Raw genomic sequence first — 17088 nt, forward strand, 5'->3', positions numbered from 1 at the left:
TCAGCTCCTCGTCAGGGTCAGGGACACCGTCGCGCCGTGCCGGCCCGCGGTGTCGACGGAGATCCGGGTGCCGGACAGCGTCCGGGCGACGCTCACGCCCGCGTCGGCCCGCGCCACGGTGCACCCGCGCAGTGCGAGGTCCAGGACGACCCGCTCGCGCAGTTGCGTCGGGTCGCTCACCGCCACGTCCACCTCGCCGTCGCGCGGGCGGACCAGCACGGACGCGGGCCCGTCCGCGGACAGCTCCTCGGCCCGGCCCGCCGCCCAGAAGTTCGCGGCGAGCAGTCCGTCCGCCCCGCGCCGCACCGCGTGCACCGCCTCCGTCGCGGCGACGGTCCGCACGGGCGGCGCGAGGGCGGTGCGCCGGGTGCGTTCGGCGGACGCGCCCGGCAGTTGCAGCCAGCAGTACCCTGCGCCGGACGGGGCCGTGCCGTGGTCGAGCCACAGTGTCAGGTACGGCCGGGTGACGGGCGTGTCCGTGCCGTACTTGATGTTGATCTCCCGCCAGGTCGCCGTCCGCTGCTCGCGCAGCGCGCGTACCGCGGTCGGGCGCGGGAAGACGTAGCCGCCGGTGCCCGTGAGATGGACACTGGTCGCCTCCTCGTAGTCCCCGGACCAGCCGGCGTCGGACGGGGCGGGCACGCCGTCCACGGTCAGCTCGGCGGAGACGTCGCGGAGTTTGCGGTTCTCGACGATCGTCTCCACCCGGCCCGCGTCCGCCGTGATGCCGGAGCCGACGTGCGCGATCACGTCGTCCAGGCAGAACCAGCTCTTGAACGCGCGCAGCGAACTGCCGTACCCCCGCAGCTCCATGCCGTACGCGCCGAGTGTCGTCCCGGGCAGCGCGGCCCCGCCCGCCCAGTCGGCGGTGCTCGTCGTGCGCTGCCCCGCCGCGTCGGCGGGGCGTTCGGCGACGACGGTGGTGCCGGACAGGCGCAGCGGGTCGACGGTCGGCCAGTGGTCCTCGCTGTAGTGGCCGAGGTCGTCGTCGTACAGCAGGACCATGCCGTCGGACAGGTGCCAGCCGTGCAGGTTCTCGTTCTGGATCGACTCGTAGTTGTAGATCCGGCTGGAGTACACGGACAGGCCGAGGGTGAAGCCGGGGCGGTGGTGCATCGCCTTGTCCATGCGCGGGAACTGGCGGTGTGTCACGAGCGGTCCGCGCGGCCTGACGCCGGAGGCGAGCAGGCGCTGCGCGGCGACGAGCGAGGCCAGGTCCGTGACGCCGAGGAAGTCCCGGTACGTGTCCTCGGTGATCCACTGCTTGACCAGCGCCCCGAACCGGTCGGCCTCCGCGGCCGGCAGCCCGGGCAGCAGCCGCAGGACCGCCTCGATCACCGTCTGCGCCGCCACGTGCCCCTGCTTGCTGGACCGGGCGATCTCCCGCCCGCACACACCGGCCTGCACGTCACCGCGGGCGATGAGCGGGTCGAAGCCGTCCGTCACCCACCGCCGCACGTTGGCCACCTCGGGGTCGGTGACCTCCCAGTCGGTGCCGTCGAGCAGGTGCAGCAGCCGAGACAGGTTGCCGAGCAGCTCCTTGCCGTAGCCGCCGTTGTACGGGTGCTTGTAGTGCTGGAGGAAGGAGCCGTCGGAGTAGAAGCCCTCGCCGGTGCCGGACCCCGAGTCCTGGTACGCGAGCACGCTGTTGGCGCCGCCGCCCGTCACGTCGGACAGCGCGTCCCGCACCCGCGCGAGGTCGGTGCCGTCGGCGCGCAGCACGGCGTTGACGGCAACGACCGTGCAGATCCACACGCGGTTGGCGCCGGTCGCGATCTGGCGGTCGGCGCGCCACAGGTCCGGGTCCGGCGTGTAGTGCCGTACGGCGTCGGTGACCCGGGTCAGCCGGTCCGCGCCCAGCGCCTCGTGCAGCAGGACGGCCGTGTCGTTGAGCGCGAGGGCGCAGCCGATCTCCCAGTCCCAGTCGTTGTCGAACCGCGCGTGCCCCGGCCCGTAGCGGTGCTCCAGCATCCAGTCCACGCCCCGGCACAGCAGATCGGCCAGCGCCGCGTCCCCGTACCGGGCCGTCCCGGGCACGGCCCACGCGGTCGCGGCGGTGGCGAGCCGCTTGAACGAGGTGGTGACGTGGTTCGACACGGACGTGCTGGTCAGATCGGGCCACAGACCGTCGGTGCGGGACGGGTCGAGGCCCTTGAGCGCGGAGACGGCGGCCCGGTCGATGCGGGCGATCGCGGCGGCGATCCGCGGCTCGGCCGTGTCGAGCCCCGGCCCGCCGGTGAGCAGCGTGCGCCAGCGCGTGAGCAGGTCCACGGAGTCGTCCGCCGCGGTCCCGGTGTCCGCGCCCAGGGCCGGCGTCAGGAACGAGCCGGGCAGCGCGGTCGCGGCGAGTACGGCACCGGTGCCGGCCAGAACGGTGCGGCGGGTGGCGCTCATGACGCGGCCCCCGTGACCGGGCGCCCGGTGACGGCGGAGCAGGGCGCGTCGGGCGTGTAGTCGGCGCCGTACGTGCCCACCGAGTTCCCGCCCGTGTTCCCGCTCATCGTGTTGCTGCACACCGGGCCCTGCGGGGTCCGCATGACCTTGACGCCACCGCCCGCGTTCCCCGTGATCGTGTTGCCGTACACCTGGGTGTCGATGCCGTCGGTCGCGGTGTCGCCGCCGAGCCGGACACCCGCTCCCGTGTTGTCGTGCACCGTGTTGTACCGGAAGATGTTGCCGCTGCCGCGCGCGTCGAGACCGGCCGAAATGGGGTCGCGCTGCTGCGAACAGTCGTTGTACTCCACGTAGTTGTTGGTGGAGTTCTCCTTCACGTCCACGCATTCGTTGCCGCGCGTGACGATCGTGTTGTGGTGGATCCGGTTGTTCTTGCTGACGTCGGGGGCCGCGTCCGGCGCCCCGTTGTCGCCCTGCTGCTCGGGCGCGGTGCCGAGGTAGAGGCCCTCGCCGTTCTTGCCGCCCCCGCCGAAGCGGAAGTCGGCGACGCCGCAGTCGCTGATCGTGTTGCCGGACACGTCGGCGCCGGTGACGAGGTAGCGCAGGCGCAGACATTCGTCGGCCGCGTTCTTCAGCGTCATGCCGGTGATCCGCAGGGCGTTGACGCCGTTGCCGGGCGTCGTGCTCATCACGTAGACGAGCTTGGAGCGGTACCCGGACACGTCGGAGGACGAGCCGAACAGACCGTCCACGGTGAATCCGTCGAGGACCGTCCCGTCGTGCTGGACCTGCACGATCCGGGTGGCGCCCGCGCCCTTGACGACGGCGCTCGCCGGGCCGGTGAGGGTGACGTTCTCGCGCCGGGTCACGACGTCCTGGCGGTAGGTGCCGGACGCCAGGTGCACGACCGCCCCCTCGGGCGCGAGGTCGAGCGCCCGCTGGATCGTCGCGAGCGGCGCGCCCGACGACGTGCCGGCGTTGCCGTCGCTGCCGGTCGGACTGACGTAGTACGCGGACGCGGCGGAGGCCGGTGCGGCGGGCAGGGCCAGGACGGCGCAGGCGCCGAGCGCGAGGGTGAGCAGGGTCCGTCTGGACATCAGGAGGTCCTCTCCGGTCGTGGTGCGGCGAGGTGCAGGGCGAGCAGAACGGGCACGCTCGGGCCGAACAGCAGGGGTCCGAGCGGCACGGGCAGGGTCAGGACGAGCGCGGACACCGCCGCGCCGAGCAGCGCGGTGCCGCGCGCGGGGGAGCCGAAGGCCAGGGCGAGGGCGCGCCGGTGCCAGTCCGCGACGGCCCCCGAGGGGTCGAGTCCGGCGTGTGCGGCGAGCGCCGTGCAGTGCACGCCCAGGGCGGCCGCGAGACCGGCCTGAGCGGCGAGCAGCACGAACGCGTACGGGCTCGAACGGCCGCTCAGGAAAAGGGAGTTCGCGGCGAGCACACCGACCGCCGCGGTGGCGAGGAGACCGTGCCGCCACAGGGCCCGCCAGGAGCGGGGGAACGCGGTGAACACGCCGGTGAAGCAGCGGTTGTCGCCGTCCGTGCGCCACCGCTGGAGCGTGTGGGCGAGCGCCGCGAGGGCGGGCAGCCAGGTGACGACACCGAGCGCGAGCACGGTGAACGCGGCGCCCGCGGCGGCCGGTTGCGCGATCCGGTCGAGGAGGCCGAGCAGCCGGCCCCGGCCGCGCGCGCCGAGGGAAGCGGTCATCGTCATCGAGTCACCGCCCGGTCCGCGACGGGTGCCGGGCCCGTGTACGGCTCGGTCCACTCCCGTACGAGGTGCCCGTCGCGGGCCAGCCGCCGGGCCGCGACCACGTACGGCTCCCGGCCGGGTGCGAGCAGCAGCGCCGCCGCGTCGGCCGCCCAGCCGCACGCCTCGACGCGCTCGTGCTCCCCGGGGGACAGCAGTACCGTCTCCGGGCCGTCCGGCGTGTCGAACGCGACGCCGTGCGGTACCGCGCGTGCGGTGGCGGGCCCGGCCCCGGGCTCGATCGTCGTGAGGAGCCGGGCCCGGTCCAGGGCGGCCGTGGTCAGTCGCAGGGTGTGCTGGGTGCGCGTGATGCTCAACTCCGGTGTGCTCGCCGTCGGATTGGCCTCGATCCGGGTCGGTTCCGACGTGATCCGTACGGCGTCGGGTGCGAGGCGGCGGAGGACGGCCCGCGCGTCGCCCGCCTCGATCAGCCGGTCCCGGCCGTCCTCGGCGGCCGTGGTCGGCGCGTCCGTCTGGAGCAGGAACGTCCAGGTGCGCGGGGTGTCCGCCTGCCCCTCGTCCAGCAGGACGAGCCGGCCCGACGGCGTGCAGACGAGCGTGCGGTCCAGGCGCCGCACCCCGAGCTCGTCCGGGTACATCGCGGCGAGCTCGGCGGTGCCGTGCAGCCAGCCGCCGCCGGCCAGCGCGTCCCGCATCCGCGCCTGACGCGCGTACGGCAGGTCCTCGTAGACGTGGTAGCGGTCCTCGCCCGCGAAGCCCTGACCGTCGACCAGCAGCAGATTGTGGTGGGCGGCCCGCTTGCGGTTGCTGTAGCCCTCGTCCACCGCGAGGAACGCGCCCTGCGACGCCAGCACGAACGACCCCGAATCCGGGTGGTGGTGCCCGCAGTTCAGCGTCTCCCACCCCTGCTCCGCGCGATGCCGGGCACTGGCCTCCCACGCCTGGTGACCGCCCCCGGGCGAGGCCTTGAACGACACGAACGTCGCCGCGCCGTCCCAGCCGGTGCGCGAGGTCAGCAGCCCCAGATCGGGGAAGTGCGCGTGCGTGTCCTGCGGCGCGACCGGCACCACCGCCGGGTCGTGCCACAGGTACTCCAGATACGCCTCCGCCCGGATCCCCGGCCGCACACCGCTCAACTCGATCTCACCGTCGCGGAGTTCACGGTCCACGAGGTCCGCCAGCCACTGCGCCTCGCCGATCCCGAACCGCGCCGCCAGCTTCCGGTACAGCGCCACACTGTGCCCGCTGCGCCGGTCGTGGCAGTCGCCGTGCCCGGCCTGCTCCGCGAAACCGGGCGCCGACTGGTGCAGCCGGAACCCGAAGGTGTGCTCCATGAAGCCGCCCCGGCCCCACCAGTCGAGCCCCTCGCACTCCTCGAGGAGATCCAGATGGGCGGCGAGCCACGGCACCCCGTACCGCCAGTAGGTGACGCCCTCGGCGTGCGAGCCGTCGGCCGGCAGCGCGTCCAGCGCCCGGCCCAGATTGCTCTTCGCCCGCTCCGTCCACTTCTCACGGCCCAGCACGTAGCCCGCCGTGGCGAGCCCCGCGTGACAGATCCAGTTGTGGTTCTGCCAGTACGAGGACGACCACCAGCGGCCCTCCGTCTCCACCGCGAACTCGTACATGCGCCGCCCCTGCACCAGCAGCTTGTGCCGCAGCAGGTCCGTGAGGTCGGGGGAGAGGGCCCCGCCCAGCCAGTGTCCCGCGAGCGCCAGACCGTGCAGCAGCCAGCCCGCGTCCAGGTCGTGGTCGGGCAGATGGGCGCGCCCCCAGTGCGGCAGACGCACCGCCGCCCCGATCCAGCGTTCCGCCTCCGCGAGATGCGCCGGGTCGCCCGTGATCCGGTACGCCAGCGCGGGATGCGCGGCGGCGGGGCCGAGCCAGGTGATGCTCTCGCGCGGGTGGCGGGCCGGCGGGGTCAGTGCCCGGTGCCGCGCGGCCTCGTCGAGCAGCCGCCGCTCCTGGCCGGGGCGCGGCCCCGCGGGCGGTGTCGCCGACAGCAGCATGTCAGGCCCCCGTCCCGTGCCCGGCGCGCGTCCCGTCGGCCAGCTCCACCACGACCTCGTCGCCGGCCAGCCGCACACCCGTCACCGCGGGACCCTGCGCCGCCGCCTGGTACACGGACACCAGGACGAGCCGCGACGCGCACGCCGTCAGATCGACCCAGGTGCGCGCCACCTGCGGATCGTCGGCCGGGCCGGGGCCCGGCCGGGTCACCGGCCGCACCGGCTCCGACGCCACGTGCCAGCCGTGCAGCACCTCGTCCCCGCCGTACCACGTCGTGCGCAGCGCGCCCTCGGACTGCACCTGCACATCGAGGGCGACGCCCGGGCGCAACTGTCCGGTCAGCCGGCGCGGTCCGCCGTCCGTCACGTCGAGCGTGAGCACGTCGACGAGGTGGGTCGGCGCGGCCTCGACGCGGCGCACCGCCCGCACCCCCGGATACGCTCCGGTCACCTCGGCGGTGACGGACGTGGCGTCCCGCGCGAGCAGCCGGCCCGCGCACTCCGCCTGCTCCGCGCCGTCGACCGCGAACGCCGGATGCGCCGCTGTCGACGCGTAGTGCTCCCGGAACTCCTGGTGCCCGTACGGCACTTCGCCGGGGTCCGGCTGCCAGCACGCCTCCTGCCCGTACAGGGACAGGGCCAGCTTGTCGCGGTGGCCGTGCGAGCCGCCGTGCGGACCGAACGCGAGCACGGCGTGCGCGCCCGCCGCCCGGACGACCGCGTACCCGGCCGTCCCGAACATCGTGACCGGCGCGGGCACCGGGCGCGCGGGCAGCGCGGGCCCCCCGAACCAGGAGCCCCGGCCGAGCAGCCGGTCCAGTCCGTCGTCGGCGTCCCCGGCCTCCAGCCGGGCCCGCGCGGCCACCGCCGCGAGCCGTGGCGCGGGCGCGAACCCGTCGGCCAGCGCGCACAGTTCGAGCCACTCCAGGGCGAGCGGCACCCGCAGGTAGGGCCCGTCGTTCAGGGCGGGCAGCACCCCGCCGTCCGTCGCCAGCGCGGCGAGCACGTCGACCATGCCGGTCAGCAGCGCCGCGACGTCCGCGGGCACGTCCGCCGGGGCGACGCCGCGCAGCGCGAGCAGCGCCGCCCGCAGCACGAACCCGTGGTAGTAGGTGCTGCCCTCCCACTCCCAGCCGTCCGCGCCGACACACGCCCGCACCTGGGCGTACAGCCCGTGCGGCCCCTCCAGCCACTGCTTGGCGCCGTCCCACGGGGTGCCGCGCACCAGCGCCGCCGCCCGCCCGGTCGCGATGCCCGCCGCGGTCAGCCACGTCGTGTAGTTCGACGCGAGGTCGCCGCGGTCGACCAGGACGTGCCGGGCGTCCAGGGCCGCCCGCTCCAGCTCGTCGAGGAGCGGCAGCAGGGCGTCCGTGCCGGGCGTGCCGTGCTCGGCGAGCGTCCACACGGCGTGCCCGACGGTCACCGCCCAGATCGCGTCGGTCAGCGCCTGGTGGAACAGCCGCCCGCGCAGCATCCACCCCTGCGCCCCCTCGTGCGACGCGCGTGCCGACTCCCGGTACACCTCGGCGTGTTCGAGGAGCAGCGAGAGCGCCTGCGCGTCCTCGCCGCGCAGGGCCAGGACCCGGGCGTGCCGCGCCCACGCCTGATGGGACAGGACCGTCCACGCGCCCCGCACGTCCGGCGTGTCCACCCGGCAGCCGCGGGCGCAGCGTGCGCCACCGGCCGGGAAGACGCCGGTCAGCGGGTCGCCGTGGTCCAGTTCGAGCCCGTGCGCGGGGCACACGTACGCGTGCCACCAGCCGCCCCGCTCCCGCGGGATCGCGCGCTTCACCGCGGCCACACGCCACCGTCGATGTCCAGTGTCGTGCCGGTGAGGAAGCCCGACGCGGGCGAGGCCAGATGCACGACCGACGCGGCGACGTCCTCCGGCGTGCCGGGCCGCCCCACCGGGATGCCCGCCGCCATCGCCTCCTGCGCCTCGGGCGCGGTGAACGTGTCGTGGAACGCCGTGCCCTTGATGAAACCCGGGGCCACCGCGTTCACCGTGACGCCCGACGCGGCGACCTCCTTGGCGAGCGCCTTCGTGAAGCCGCGGACGCCGGCCTTCGCCGCGGCGTACGCGACCGAGCCGGGGCCGCCGCCGTTGTGCGCGGCCAGCGAGGACATCGTCACGATGCGCCCGGCGGGCGACGCGGTCAGATGCGGCAGCGCGGCCCGGCAGGTACGGAACGTCGACGTCAGGTTCGCGTCGATCACCTGGTCGAAGTGGGTGTCGCTCATCTCCGCGACCGGGGTGCGGCCGATCAGATGCCCGGCGTTGCACACGAGGACGTCGAGCCCGCCGAGGAATCCTGCCGCGTCCGCGACGAGCCGGTCCACCTCGGCCGTGACCGTGACGTCGGCCTGGAACGCCTTGGCGCGCCGCCCGAGGCCCTCGATCGCGGAGACGGTCCGCCCGGCCTCCTCGGCGGAACTGCGGTAGTGCACGGCCACGTCGCAGCCCGCCGCGGCGAGCGCGACGGCGACGGCCCGGCCGATGCCGTGGCCCGCGCCGGTCACGAGCGCGCGGGAACCCTGGAGATCACTGGACATGCGGAGAGGACCTTTCACGAGAACGGGGAGAGCGAAGAGTGGTGCGGGCAGGGTCACTTGAGGCCGGTGTGCGCGAACCCCTGGACGAAGTAGCGCTGCCCCAGGAGGAACAGCAGCACCATCGGCAGCGTCGCGAGCGTCGTGCCGGCCATCAGGAACTGCCACTGCGTGCCGTTCTCCGTCTTGAAGACGGACAGACCGACCTGGATGACCCGCAGACTGTCCGTGCGGGTCACCAGCAGCGGCCACAGGAAGTTGTTCCACGACGACTCGAAGGTCAGCAGCGCCACCGTCATCAGGGCCGGCTTGACCTGCGGCGTCATGATCCGGGCGTAGATCCGGAACTCGCCCAGCCCGTCGAGTCGCGCCGCCTCCTCCAGCTCCACCGGCAGGTCCAGGTAGAACTGGCGGAACAGGAACACCGCGAACGGCGTCACCGCCCCCGGCACGATCAGCGCCCACCAGGTGTCGAGCCAGCCGCTGCCGCCCTGACCGAACAGGTCGTTGCCGCCCGCGAGCGGCATGAACCGCACGATCAGGAACTCCGGCAGGACCTTCGTGTACGTGGGGATCATGAGCGCGGCGACGAAGCAGTAGAACAGGAACTCGCTGCCGCGGAACCGGATCCGGGCCAGCGCGTACCCGGCCATGGACGCGAAGACGACGTTCAGGACGGTGTGGCTGAGGGCGATGACGAAGCTGTTGCGCGCGTACGTGCCGAACGGTGCGGCGCGGAACGCGTCGGCGTAGTTCCCGAAGTCCCAGTGCGCGGGCAGCAGTCCGGCGTGCTCCGCCGCGATCTCCTGCGGCGTCTTCAGCGAGGTGACGATCATCCACAGGAACGGCGTCACCATGAGCAGCGACACCACCGCGAGCGTCACGTACAGGCCGATCCGGCCGGGCCTCACCCGCGTGCGGGCGGCCGCCCGCACGGGCGCGGGCCGGGTCTCAGTCGTGGCCACGGGTGCCTCCCATGATGCGCCGGTTGACGAGGGTGAATCCCATGAGGAGCACGAACAGCACCAGCGACTGGGCGCAGGCGTAACCCACGCGGAACTCGCGGAACGCCGACTTGTAGATCTCGTACGTCATCATCGTCGTCGAGCCGGCCGGGCCGCCGTCGGTGAGGATGTAGATCTGGTCGAAGGACTGGAACGCGCTGATCAGAGAGGTGATGAGGACGAAGAACGTGGCGGGCTTGAGCAGCGGCAGCGTGAGCGAGAAGAACTGCCGCACCGGTGAGGCGCCGTCCACGGAGGCGGCCTCGTACAGGTCCTTCGGCAGGTTCTGCAGCGCGGCCAGGTAGATCAGCATCTTCATGCCGATGCCCTGCCAGATGCCGACGAGGATCACCGACGGCATCGCCCACGAGGTGGACGCGAGCCAGGCCGGGCCCTCGATGCCGAAGAGGGCGAGGAGGGTGTTGAACAGGCCGTTGCGCGGGTTGTAGATCCACAGCCACACCAGCGCGATGGCGACGGTCGCGGTGACCTGCGGCAGGAAGATCGCGGTGCGGAACACGCCGCGCGCCCGCAGCCCCTTGTCGAGCGCCAGGGCGAGCAGCAGGCCGAGCACCATGCCGAACGGCACCGTGAAGAAGGTGTAGATCACCGTGTTCAGGATCGACTTGCGGAACACGGCGTCGTCGAGCATGTCCCGGAAGTTGTCCAGGCCCACGAACCGGGGCGCGCTCAGTACGTCGTACGAGGTGAACGCGAGGAACACGGCGGCGACGACCGGCACGCCGATCCACAGCGCCGCGTGCAGCAGCGCGGGCGCCACCATCAGCAGTCCCGCGCGGCGCCGCCGGGCGCCGGGGCCGCGGCGGGGCCGGGCGGGCGCGGGGCGCGGCGGGTCGGCCGGCGGGGCGGGCGGCCGGGTCTTGAGTACGGAGACGGCTCCCACGGTCGGCGCCCTCACAGCCGGGAGATGGCCGACTGGGCCAGCTCACCGAGTTCCGCGACGGCCGCGGCCGCCGACTTCCCGCTCACGATCGCCGGTTCGAGGGTCGGCTTGATCTTCTCGCGGATCTCCATCCAGGCGGGCGTCCCGCCCTCCGCGCAGGCGCTGCCCAGGTTCCGCACGGAGAAGTCGACGAGCTTGTTGCTCTTCACGTACGGGGACGAGCGCAGGTCCTTGATGCCGGGCACCGTCGCGCGCTGCTCGGCGGCGGCAAGCACGTTGTCCGGGGCGGCGAGGTGGGCGACGAGGGCCTGTGCGGCGGCCGCGTGCCGCGTGCGCGCCGACTGGCACACGAGGGTGCCGCCGGTGAGCATCGCGGGCCGGCGGCCGCGCAGCACGAACGCGCCGATCAGGTCCTTCTCGATGAGCTCGGGGCTCTGCTCCTGGAGCTGCTTCCACAGGCCGCTGCCGGTCATCATCATCGAGGCCTTGCCGAGCTGGAGGTTGGTCGCGGCTCCGGCGTCGGCCTCGGTCTTCTTCGTGTAGTCGGCCGAGCCGTCCGCCTGGAGGTCCTTGAAGAACTGGAGGGCCTCGACGCCGCGCGCGCCGGTGAACGTGGGCTTCCTGCCGTCGGCGCTGAACATCGAGCCGCCGTTGGCGAACAGGAAGGTCTCCCAGCACTGGCGCAGATCGATCGAGAACGGGTCCATGCCCATCCGGTCGCCCTTGGTCAGCTCCTTCGCCATGGCGCGCAGTTCGGCCAGGGTCGCCGGGGGCTTCTTGATGCCGGCGGCCGCGAAGTGGTCCTTGCGGTAGGCGACCAGGCGGGTCGCCATCACGGTCGGCAGGGCGTACAGCTTGCCGCCGTACCGGGAGGGCTCCAGCACCCGCTCCTCGTAGCCGTACTTCGACGCGAGGTCCTCGGGCAGTTCCGCGAGCACCTTCTTGGCGGCGAACGGCGGGATCCAGCCGACGCCCATCATCAGCACGTCGGGCAGCAGGCCGCCGGCGAGCGCGGTGGTGATCTTCTCGTTGAGCTGGGTGTAGGTCGTGTAGTCGACGTTCACCGTGACGTCCGGGTGCTTCTTGCGGAAGGCGGGGATGATCTCGCCCTCCAGGAGCTGCTTGCCGTCCGTGCCCTCGTAGATGGGGGTGAGCAGGGATATCTCCCCCTGGGCCGGTCCGTCGGCCTTGCCGCCCGTGCCGGATCCTGCGGCGCAGCCGGTGAGCGCCGCCGCCGTGCCCGCGCCGAGCGCGGCGAGCAGCGATCGTCTCGTGAGTTCCATGGGACACCCCTTAAGAGGCGAGGGAGCGAGATGGTCGAGAACCTTGTGTATCGATGCAGTGAGGCGAAGGCAGAGGAACGGCCATGAGATGGCGCGGTGAGGGGGTCGACCTTCGGTAAATCGATGCAGTGATGCTAAGAACGCCGCTCACAAGGCGTCAACCGGCCGTGCACAAGAATCTTTTCGGACGGGGCGGTGATCCTTGTTCGGTAAATCGGTACACTGATGTTTACAGTGACGTGACGAGCCGGAGGTGGCACCGCGTTGAACGGGGTAACGATCCATCAGGTCGCGCAGGCGGCAGGCGTGTCCGCGAGCACGGTGTCCAATGTGCTCAACGGGCGGACCGACCGCATGCAGGCGGCGACCCTCGCCCGGGTGGAGCAGGTCATCGAGACGCTCGGCTACCGCCCCAACCGGGCCGCGCGGATGCTGCGCACGGGCCGCATCCGGGTCATCGGCCTGATCGTCCCGTCCGTCGCCAATCCCTTCTGGGGCGCGCTGGCCCGGGAGTTGGAGGCCGTCGCACTCGCCGAGGGATACCACGTGCTGCTGTGCAACAGCGAGCGCGACCCGGCCAGGGAGCTGAAGTACGGCGAGGAGCTCCTCGCCGACGGGGTCAGCGGCGTCGTCCTGTGCTCCTCGCTGCCGACCCTCGACCACGTCGCGCCGTTGCTCAAGCGCGGCCTGAAGATGGTGGCCTTCGACCGGGCCGCCCAGTCCGGGGACCCCGCCTCCCTCGCCAGCATCAGCGTCGACAACGCGATGGGCGCCGAACTCGCCACCCGCCACCTCCTCGAACTCGGCCATCGCAGGCTGGCGTTCGTCTCCGGCTCGGTCAGCAGCGTCAACCGGCGCGAGCGGCTGCGCGGCTTCAGGTCCGCGCTGGAGGAGGGCGGCGTGGACCCCGCGTCCGCAGTCGTCTGGCCCGGCGCCGCCACCAGCGAGTTCGGCGACAAGGAGTCCGCCGAGCTCGGCCGCTCCGCCGCCCGTGAACTGCTCGCCGCACCCGAACCGCCCACCGGCTTCGTCGCCATCAACGACATGTGCGCGATCGGCGTGTGCCGGGGAGCCCGGGACGCGGGCGTGAGCGCGGGGCGCGAGGTGTCGGTGGTCGGCTTCGACGACATCCTGCTCGCCGAGCTGTTCGAGCCGCCGCTCACCACCGTCCGCCAGCCGCTGCCCGAGATGGCCGCCGAGACCTTCCAGCAGTTGCGCGCCCGGATCGAGACGTCCAGCGGCGCGGGCAGGTCGCTGCTGATCAGGCCTCGCCTCGTGGTCCGAGAGTCGACGGCGCCGGCCCCGGGCGTGCGCTGAGGGGAGCACCGGCGCACTGGTGTACGGTCGGCTGTCGGACCGCTCGGCCTCCTCGCCCCGGCCGGGCTTCTCTCCCTTCTCGACCTACCGGATTCGACACGGGTGGTGCCCCATGACTCCCCGCCGCACGGACGGTGCGCCCACCTTCACGGAGCAGGCCCGGCGCCGGCAGCTCGTCGAGTGCACCATCGACCTGATCTCCGAGAAGGGGCTCGCGGCCGCCTCGCTCTCCGCCATCGCCGAACGGGCGGGCCTCTCCAAGGCGGCCGTCCTCTACCACTTCACGTCGAAGGACAACCTGACCCAGGCGGCGTTCGCGCACGTCCTCGACGCGTTCACCGCGTACGTCGCCGAGCGCGTCGCCGAGCGGGGCGACGACCCCCGGGCGGCCGTCGTCGCGTACGTCCACGCGATGATCGGCTACCAGCGCGACCACCGCCGGCACGTCCGCGTCATCACCGAGACGCTGCTCGACGACCACGCCGGCACCCGCTTCCGCGCCCCCGGGCAGCACGACGTCGGTGGCCGCAGGCAGGGTCTGGCCGAGCTGCTCGAAGCGGGTCAACAGGCGGGCCGGTTCCGGGAGTTCGACGTGAAGGCCGTGGCCCTGGTGATCGGCGGAGCGATCGACGGCGTGGTCGCGCACTGGCTCGCCGACCCGGACTTCGACCTGACCGCGGCGGCGCGGGAGACGGAGGCCTTCGTCCTCAGGGCGATCGCGGCGGACTGAGGCGTGCGTCAGGACGGTGCGCGTTCCGGGGCCCGGCGGGCGAAGGGCGGGGCGTGTTCCGGGCGGATGCCCACGCCGCCCAGATAGCCGGTCAGGGTGCGCAGGGCGGGGACCCGGCGGACCAGGCGCAGAGGGAGCGGGAGGCGGTCCCCGCGCAGCGTGCCCTCCAGGGCCGGGCGCAGCAGCATCTCGTGCTCGCCCTCCTGCGACTTCTGGGTCACCGCCATCGGGAGCCGGCGCCGCTTCTGCACCCGGGCCAGATCCGCGCGGGTCAGCCGGTGCTCGCGCAGCGGGGCCGCCAGGAGGCGGGCCGCCGCCACCGCGTCCTGCACCGCCAGGTTGACCCCGACGCCGCCGGTCGGCGACATCATGTGCGCCGCGTCGCCGATGCACAGCAGGCCCTCGCGGTGCCAGGTGGTGAGGCGGCCCATCGTCACCTCCAGGAGCTTCACGTCGTCCCAGGAGCGGATCGCGGCCGTCACCGTACGGTCCCAGCCGAGCAGGTCGCCGAGCCGGTCGCGGAAGCGGTCCAGGCCCGCCGCGCGCAGCTCCGCGTCGGCGCCGCGCCGGATCAGATAGGACGTCTGGTAGTAGTCGCCGCGGTCCATCGTCGCGGCGACCTGCCCCGCCCCGATGCTGAGGAACACCCGCCCGTCCTTCACGGCGTCGCGCGGCGCGGGCACCTTCACCTGCCACACGTCCATCGGCACGTCCCGGTACTCGGGCTCGAGCCCCGCAGCCGCCCGCACCCGGGAGTCCCGCCCGTCGCAGGCGACGACGAGATCCGCGGCCAGCTCGTGCGCGCCGCCGCCCTCGTCCGCGTACCGCACCCCGCACACCCGGCCGTCGGGCGCGGTGCGCAGCCCCGTCACCTCGGCCCGCATCCGCAGGGTGAACGACGGCTCGGCGCGGGCGGCCGAGGCCAGCAGGTCGAGGAAGTCCCACTGCGGCACCATCGCGATGTACTTGTGCCGGCCGGGGATGCGCCGCAGGTCTCCGGCGACCACCTCGACGCCGTCGATGTGCATGCGCATCTGCGTCAGCCGGCGCTGCGGCAGCGCCGCGAAGCGCGGGCCGAGGCCGAGCTCGTCCAGGAGACGGAGCGTCGAGGGGTGCACGGTGTCGCCGCGGAAGTCGCGCAGGAAGTCGCCGTGCTTCTCCAGGACCGTCACCTCGATCCCGGCCCGCGCGAGGAGCAGCCCCAGCATCATCCCGGCGGGCCCGCCGCCCACCACACAGCACGTCGTCCGTTCCACGCGTCCGTCCTCCCTCGTGCGTCCCGTCCCCCAGGCCGACGCGAGCGAGTCTAACCGCTCGGTCAGATGTCTGACCGAGCGGTTAGGGAAGGTGGTTCCGCTCAGTCCCGGGAGGCCGTCCAGCCGGTCGCTTCGATGCGGGAGGAGTCGGCGGGGCGGGCCTCGTCGAAGGCGACGGTCCGGCCGTCGGTGACCTTGATCCCGTCCACGTAGGCGCCACGCCCCACGTACAACTGGTCGGTCGCGTACCGCCAGCGGACCCGGGTGGAGGCGGACCGGGCCTCGCCGAGCGGAGCCGTCAGCCGGTGCCAGGCGCGGCCCGACCAGCCGTCGACGGACCCGGACCCGTGGTCCTGCGGGTCGTCGCGGTCGCGGCGCGTGGTGAAGGGGAGCGGCTTCCAGCTCGCGCCGCCGTCCGTCGACACCTCCAGGAACAGGAAGTCGGAGGCCGGCTCGGTGTCCCACCACAGGGCGCAGGTGAGTGCGGCGTCCGGCGCGGTCAGCCGCAGGTCCGGCAGCGTCAGCGTCGCGGAGGTGGCACTCGCCATGCCGGAGAACCAGGCGGTGCGCCCGTGCGCGGGACGTACGGCGACGGCGCGCGCCATGTTGTTGGCCGCGGCGACCCGGGGTGCGGAGCCGGACCGCCACGAGCGCACCGGGTGGACCGAGTTGCCGAGCACGATGAGGAAGGAGTCGGTCGTCGGGTCGAGCACCAGCGAGGTGCCGGTGAACCCGGTGTGTCCCGCCGTGCGCGGAGTCGCCATCGCGCCCATGTACCAGTGCTGGTAGAGCTCGAAGCCCAGTCCGTGGTCGTCGCCGGGGAACGCGGTGTTGAAGTCGGTGAACAGCAGCTCGACCGAGTCCTCCGAAAGGATCCGCGCCTTGCCGTAGATCCCGCCGTTGAGCAGGGTCCGCCCGAGGATCGCGAGGTCCCAGGCGGTGGAGAAGACGCCCGCGTGCCCGGCGACGCCGCCGAGCCCGTACGCGTTCTCGTCGTGCACCTCGCCCCACACCAGCCCCCGGTCCAGCCCGGACCAGGGGGCCCGCGCGTCCTCCGTCGCCGCGATCTTCGGCTTCCAGTCGGCGGGCGGGTTGTAGCGGGTGCGGGTCATGCCCAGCGGGCCCGTGATCCGCTCGCGCAGCAGCGCGTCCAGCGGGATGCCGGTCAGCTGCTCCAGGACGAGCTGGAGCGAGATCAGGTTCAGGTCCGAGTACAGGTACGTGGAGCCCGGCGGGTTCTGCAACGCCTCCTTCCAGATCAGCCCGATCTGGCCCTCGCGCGTCGGCTCCTTGTAGAGCGGGATCCAGGAGCGGAACCCGGAGGTGTGCGTGAGCAGCTGACGTACGGTCACGTCCTGCTTGCCGCCGCCCGCGAAGTCCGGCAGGTAGGAGGCGACCGTCGCCTCCAGCTCCAGACGGCCGCGCTCGATCTCCTGCACCGCGAGGATCGACGTGAACAGCTTCGAGACGGAGGCCAGGTCGAAGACCGTGTCCTCGGCCATGTCGATCTGCTGCTCGGGCGGGAACTCGACGCCCGTGTCCGTCTTGTCGTCGTAGTGCGCGTACCGCACCGCCTTGCCGATCGGCTGGTGCAGCGCCACCGTCCCGCCCCGGCCGGCGAGCAGCACCGCGCCCGCGTACCACGGGTGCTTGGGGGAGGGGCCTAGGAACTTCTCGGCGTCGGCGACCAGTTGGCGCAGATGCCCGGCGAGCAGGCCCGCGCGCTCCGGTGAGCCGCGGCGCAGGGTGGGGCGCGCGGGGCCGGCCGGGGCCGCCGCGGCGGGGCCCGCGGGGAACGGGGTGAGGGCCAGCGCGCCGCCCAGTGCCAGGGTCGCGGCGCCCAGCCGGCGCCGGGTGAGACCGGACCGTGTGCCGCCCGCTTCCGTCGATCTCATGCACAGCCTCCTGAAAGTATCTTTCGGGATCTCGCTCGACG

The 17088-nt window shown here is 73.2% G+C and carries 13 protein-coding genes; 2 read left to right on the forward strand and 11 right to left on the reverse strand.

All coding sequences use genetic code 11. The annotated features are described in order from the left end of the window. From IAG42_RS32435 to IAG42_RS32475, 9 genes are read right to left on the reverse strand one after another with little or no spacing between them, the layout of a single operon-like run. Positions 1-2394 (reverse strand): polysaccharide lyase 8 family protein, encoded by a 2394-nt coding sequence (locus tag IAG42_RS32435; protein ID WP_188340514.1) that lies wholly within the window; start codon positions 2392-2394, stop codon positions 1-3. Further along, positions 2391-3491 carry a DUF1565 domain-containing protein gene (locus tag IAG42_RS32440; protein WP_188340515.1) on the reverse strand — a complete coding sequence of 367 codons (1101 nt, stop codon included), beginning with the start codon at positions 3489-3491 and terminating at the stop codon, positions 2391-2393. The genes IAG42_RS32435 and IAG42_RS32440 overlap by 4 nt, the downstream gene beginning before the upstream one ends. Next, on the reverse strand, positions 3491-4105 hold the full coding sequence (locus IAG42_RS32445) for a DUF624 domain-containing protein (RefSeq protein WP_188340516.1): 615 nt from the start codon (positions 4103-4105) through the stop codon (positions 3491-3493). Before IAG42_RS32445 ends, IAG42_RS32440 begins: the two co-directional genes overlap by 1 nt. Then, a complete protein-coding gene (locus tag IAG42_RS32450; protein ID WP_188340517.1) occupies positions 4102-6108 on the reverse strand; it encodes a hypothetical protein in 2007 nt (668 codons plus the stop codon). The genes IAG42_RS32445 and IAG42_RS32450 overlap by 4 nt, the downstream gene beginning before the upstream one ends. A gap of 1 nt (position 6109) precedes the next feature. After that, positions 6110-7909, reverse strand: a complete 1800-nt coding sequence (locus IAG42_RS32455) for a heparinase II/III domain-containing protein (RefSeq protein ID WP_188340518.1) — start codon at positions 7907-7909, stop codon at positions 6110-6112. Beyond that, positions 7897-8661 carry an SDR family NAD(P)-dependent oxidoreductase gene (locus IAG42_RS32460; RefSeq protein ID WP_188340519.1) on the reverse strand — a complete coding sequence of 255 codons (765 nt, stop codon included), beginning with the start codon at positions 8659-8661 and terminating at the stop codon, positions 7897-7899. Before IAG42_RS32460 ends, IAG42_RS32455 begins: the two co-directional genes overlap by 13 nt. A gap of 53 nt (positions 8662-8714) precedes the next feature. Beyond that, positions 8715-9623: a carbohydrate ABC transporter permease gene (locus IAG42_RS32465; protein ID WP_223206248.1), complete on the reverse strand. Its 909-nt coding sequence runs from the start codon at positions 9621-9623 to the stop codon at positions 8715-8717. Then, positions 9610-10566 (reverse strand): carbohydrate ABC transporter permease, encoded by a 957-nt coding sequence (locus tag IAG42_RS32470; protein WP_188340520.1) that lies wholly within the window; start codon positions 10564-10566, stop codon positions 9610-9612. The genes IAG42_RS32465 and IAG42_RS32470 overlap by 14 nt, the downstream gene beginning before the upstream one ends. 11 nt (positions 10567-10577) lie before the next feature. After that, complete coding sequence (locus IAG42_RS32475; RefSeq protein ID WP_188340521.1) at positions 10578-11849, reverse strand: ABC transporter substrate-binding protein; 1272 nt, start codon at positions 11847-11849, stop codon at positions 10578-10580. A gap of 264 nt (positions 11850-12113) precedes the next feature. Here IAG42_RS32475 and IAG42_RS32480 point away from each other — a divergent pair, with 264 nt between their 5' ends. Beyond that, complete coding sequence (locus IAG42_RS32480; protein WP_188340522.1) at positions 12114-13166, forward strand: LacI family DNA-binding transcriptional regulator; 1053 nt, start codon at positions 12114-12116, stop codon at positions 13164-13166. Between the two features lie 112 nt (positions 13167-13278). Next, positions 13279-13896 (forward strand): TetR/AcrR family transcriptional regulator, encoded by a 618-nt coding sequence (locus tag IAG42_RS32485; protein WP_188340523.1) that lies wholly within the window; start codon positions 13279-13281, stop codon positions 13894-13896. Positions 13897-13904: 8 nt separating this feature from the next. Here IAG42_RS32485 and IAG42_RS32490 read toward each other — a convergent pair whose 3' ends face one another. Together IAG42_RS32490 and IAG42_RS32495 are read right to left on the reverse strand one after the other, a co-directional pair. Further along, positions 13905-15152, reverse strand: coding sequence for an FAD-dependent oxidoreductase (locus IAG42_RS32490; protein ID WP_188340524.1), 1248 nt, complete (start codon positions 15150-15152; stop codon positions 13905-13907). Between the two features lie 101 nt (positions 15153-15253). Further along, positions 15254-17047 carry a serine hydrolase gene (locus tag IAG42_RS32495; RefSeq protein WP_188340525.1) on the reverse strand — a complete coding sequence of 598 codons (1794 nt, stop codon included), beginning with the start codon at positions 17045-17047 and terminating at the stop codon, positions 15254-15256. Positions 17048-17088: the final 41 nt, after the last annotated feature.

Origin of the sequence: Streptomyces xanthii, from assembly GCF_014621695.1 — a bacterium.
Classification (GTDB): Bacteria; Actinomycetota; Actinomycetes; order Streptomycetales; family Streptomycetaceae; genus Streptomyces; species Streptomyces xanthii.